The organism is Streptomyces pathocidini, assembly GCF_001418495.1.
In the GTDB taxonomy this organism is placed as follows: Bacteria; Actinomycetota; Actinomycetes; order Streptomycetales; family Streptomycetaceae; genus Streptomyces; species Streptomyces pathocidini.
On record NZ_LIQY01000604.1, the window covers coordinates 1 to 4,291 of the forward strand.

At 74.5% G+C, this 4,291-nt stretch carries 3 protein-coding genes; all 3 read right to left on the reverse strand.

The window, feature by feature from the left end:
- Positions 1 to 80: 80 nt before the first annotated feature.
- Entirely contained in the window at positions 81 to 1,865 is a 1,785-nt protein-coding gene (locus AOK16_RS23415; protein WP_107098436.1) for an NAD(P)H-hydrate dehydratase, read from the reverse strand.
- A 280-nt stretch (positions 1,866 to 2,145) separates the two neighbouring features.
- Positions 2,146 to 2,514, reverse strand: coding sequence for a holo-ACP synthase (locus AOK16_RS23420; RefSeq protein ID WP_055474127.1), 369 nt, complete (start codon positions 2,512 to 2,514; stop codon positions 2,146 to 2,148).
- Between the two features lie 141 nt (positions 2,515 to 2,655).
- Positions 2,656 to 4,291, reverse strand: a 1,636-nt coding sequence (gene glmS / locus AOK16_RS23425; RefSeq protein ID WP_055474128.1) for a glutamine--fructose-6-phosphate transaminase (isomerizing), incomplete at its 5' end; no start/stop codon positions are given.

Below are 4,291 nucleotides of genomic sequence, written 5' to 3' on the forward strand. Positions count from 1 at the left end.
GAGGGTGGGCACAGCGTGGCGAACGCGCTGGCCCACCAAGCCTGCCCCCCGCCGCGGGGCAAGGCCGCGGACCTGCCTGGTCAGCCCGTGGCGGACGTGATGTCGCGCCAGGCCGGGGCCAGGGCGGCGGCGACATCTGACGCTCCGACAGGCCCCCCGTCCCGCCCGGCGGCAAAGCGGCCCGCAAGGCCGTGGACGTACGCCGCGACCGACGCCGCGTCCCGCGCCTCAAGGCCGGCCGCGAGCAACGCACCCCCAAGTCCTGACAGAACGTCACCACTGCCCGCCGTGGCCAGCCATCCCGTACCCGTCGGGTTGACCCGCACGGGCCCGGCCTGGCCCGGGGCGGGCGCGACCAGCGTGGTCGAGCCCTTCAGCAGGGCCGTCGCCCCGTACTCCGCGGCCAGCCGCCGCACCGCCGCCAGCCGCGCCGACTCGACCTCCCCGCGCTCGACCCCCAGCAGGGCAGCGGCCTCCCCGGCGTGCGGAGTGAGGACGGTGGGCGCACGGCGGGCGCGTACGCGGGCGCGGTCGAGGAGGCGCAGCCCGTCCGCGTCGACGAGCACGGGGACGTCCGAGGCGAGGACGTCCTCCAGCGACCGCCGCGCGTCCGCCGAGTCGCCGAGCCCGGGGCCGATGACCCACGCCTGCACCCGTCCCGCCTTCGCGGGCGGGCCCGCGTGCACGAGCGTCTCCGGGAAGCGGGCGATCACGGCGTCCGCGGCCGGGCCCACGTACCGTACGGCGCCCGCCCCGCCGTGCAGCGCGCCCGCGACGGCGAGCACGGCCGCGCCGGGGTAGCGCGCGGAGCCGGCGACGACGCCGACGACGCCCCGCCGGTACTTGTCGCTCTCCGCCGACGGCACCGGCAGCCGCTCCGCCACGTCCGCGTGCTGGAGCGCCTCGACGTCCGGCGTGCCGGGGAGATACGGGTCGAGGCCGATGTCCACCAGCCGCAGCGCGCCGGTGTGTTCTGCGGCGGGGTCGACGAGCAGACCGGGCTTGTACGCGCCGAAGGTGACGGTCGCATCGGCGCGGATGGCCGGGCCCTGGACCTCGCCGGTGTCCGCGTCGACCCCACTCGGCAGGTCGACCGCGAGGACCACGGCGCGACCGTCCCGCGCGACACAGGCAAGCCACTCCGCCTCGGGCCTCAGCCCGCCCCGCCCCCCGATCCCGACGATGCCATCGACCACGAGATCGGCGCGGGCGAGAGCGCGCTCGGCGTCGCGGGCGGCGTCCTCCACACCGGTGGGGCCAGGGGCCGTCCGCAGTTGTCCGCCGGACGGCGATCCCCCGCCCGACGAGCCGGAAGCGCCCTCGCGGGGGCCGGTACGGGCACCCGCGGGGCGAGAGGCGCCACCGGGAGTCTCCGGAACAACGCCACCGGTACTCCCGGGAACGGCCCCGCCAGGAGTGCCGGGAACAGCCCGCCCGCTCCCGGAAATGGCGCCACCGGAAGTCTCGGAACTGGCCCCGCCGGGAGTCCCGGGAATGGCACGCCCGGTCGCGGGAATGGCACGCCCGGTCGCGGGAATGGCACGTCCGGTCGCGGGAATGGCACGTCCGCCGGCCGCGCGCAAGGCCGCGAGCCCGGCCGGGTGCGTACGGTCCGGGGCCAGCAGGACGGCTGTGACGCCGGCGCCGCGGCGGGCGAGGCGGGCGCCGGCGTAGAGGGCGTCACCGCCGTTGTCGCCGCTGCCGACGAGGAGGGTGACGCGGGCCCCGTACACCCGCCCGAGCAGGTCGGCGGCGGCCGCCGCCAGCCCGGCCGCGGCGCGCTGCATGAGCGCCCCCTCCGGCAGCCGCCCCATCAACTCCCGCTCCGCGCCCCGCACGGTCCCCACGCTGTAAGCAGTCCTCATGCCCACCAGTCTTCCCAACAGCACCCCTCACCGCGGGGCCGACTCCGCCGGGCAGCGGATGCGCCCCGCCCGCGGCGAGGCCCGGCTCCACCGGTGCGGTACCCGGCTTCGCCGGGTTGTGGCCACGCGGTCACCGTTCCAGTGGGCAGCCTCCACCCCCGCCGGAGCGTGGCCGCTCCGGAGCGCGACAGGCCGCCGGGGGCTGAGGTTTCGTGGGCGGCTGCACGCCGGTGCCCCACGGCGTGGCGAGCCACGAACCCCGGCGGAGCCGGGCGGTTGGTTATCCCTCTGCGATGACCACGGCGGAGGCGACCCCCGCGTCGTGGCTCAAAGAGACATGCCACCCCCGCACCCCCAGCTCCGCGGCCCGCGCCGCCACCGTGCCGCGGACCCGTAGGCGCGGTTGGCCGGTCGGCTCGGTGTAGACCTCGGCGTCCGTCCAGTGGAGGCCGGAGGGCGCGCCGAGGGCCTTCGCCAAGGCCTCCTTGGCGGCGAAGCGGACCGCCAAGGAGGCCGTCCCGCGGCGCTCCCCGCTCGGCAGCCACAACTCGTCCTCGACGAAGACCCGTTGGAGCAGTCCCGGCGTCCGCTCCAGCGCCGCCCCGAAGCGATCGATCTCGGCCACGTCGATTCCCACCCCGATGATCACGACCGCCGCTCCCCTCCCGTTCCGAGCACCCCACTCACGAGACCACCCACGCAACCGTCTACGCGCCCACTCACCAGACCACTCACGCGACCGCCCACGAGGCCACCCACGCGACCGCCCACAAACCCCCCACGCAACCGCTCACTCGACCGTGACCGACTTCGCCAGGTTGCGCGGCTGGTCGACCTCGTTGCCGCGGGCGGTCGCCAGCTCGCAGGCGAACACCTGGAGCGGCACGGTCGCGACCAGCGGTTGCAGCAGCGTCGGTGTCGCGGGGACGCGGATGAGATGGTCGGCGTACGGCACGACCGCCTCGTCTCCCTCCTCCGCGATCACGATCGTCCGGGCCCCCCGCGCCCGGATCTCCTGGATGTTGGAGACGATCTTGTCGTGCAGGACCGACCGGCCGCGTGGCGACGGCACGACCACGACGACCGGCAGATCGTCCTCGATCAGCGCGATCGGCCCGTGCTTCAGCTCGCCCGCCGCGAAGCCCTCGGCGTGCATGTACGCCAACTCCTTGAGCTTGAGCGCGCCTTCGAGGGCGACCGGGAAGCCCACGTGGCGGCCGAGGAAGAGGACCGTGTCCTTGTCGGCGAGCGCCCGCGCCAGTTCCCGTACGGGCTCCATCGTGCCCAGCACCTGCTCGACCTGGGTGCTGATCGCGGACAGTTCGCGGATCATGGACCGGACCTCGTCACCCCACTTGGTGCCGCGCACCTGGCCCAGGTACAGCGCCACCAGGTAGCAGGCGACCAGCTGGGTCAGGAACGCCTTCGTCGAGGCGACCGCGACCTCCGGCCCCGCGTGCGTGTACAGCACCGCGTCCGACTCCCGCGGGATGGTCGAACCGTTGGTGTTGCAGATGGCCAGCACCTTCGCGCCCTGCTCGCGCGCGTGCCGCAGCGCCATCAGGGTGTCCATCGTCTCGCCGGACTGCGAGATCGCGATCACCAGTGTGCGCGGGTCGAGGATCGGGTCTCGGTAGCGGAACTCGCTGGCCAGCTCGGTCTCGCAGGCGATCCGCGTCCAGTGCTCGATCGCGTACTTGGCGATCATCCCGGCGTGGAACGCGGTCCCGCACGCCACGATGACGATCTTGTCGATCTCGCGGAGCACGGAGTCGGGGATGCGCAACTCGTCCAGCGACAGCGAACCGGCCGCGTCGATCCGCCCCAGCAGCGTGTCGGCCACGGCCTTCGGCTGCTCTGCGATCTCCTTGAGCATGAAGTAGTCGTAGCCGCCCTTCTCGGCGGCGGACGCGTCCCAGTCGACGTGGTACTCGCGCACATCGGCCGGCGCCCCGTCGAAGTCGGTGACCGTCACCCCGTCCCGGCGCAGCTCGACCACCTGGTCCTGACCCAGCTCGACCGCCTCGCGGGTGTACGCGATGAACGCGGCCACGTCGGAGGCGAGGAAGGCCTCGCCGTCCCCCACGCCCACCACCAGGGGCGAGTTGCGCCGCGCCCCGACCACGGTGTCCGGCGCGTCCGCGCTCGCCGCCACGAGCGTGAACGCGCCCTCCAGGCGGCGGCACACCTGCCGCATCGCCTCGGCCAGGTCGCCGCTGGAGGAGAAGGCCTCCGCGAGCAGGTGGGAGACCACTTCGGTGTCGGTCTCGGAGGCCAACTCGTGCCCACGGTCGGTGAGTTCGGCGCGCAGCGCGGCGAAGTTCTCGATGATGCCGTTGTGGACCACGGCAACCCGGCCCGCGTTGTCCAGATGCGGGTGCGCGTTGGCGTCGTTGGGCGCGCCGTGGGTGGCCCAGCGGGTGTGG

Bases quoted from the DNA above. Each gene is read 5' to 3' on its own strand.
- AOK16_RS23415 (WP_107098436.1), bottom strand. From the start codon at position 1,865: ATGAGGACTGCTTACAGCGTGGGGACCGTGCGGGGCGCGGAGCGGGAG.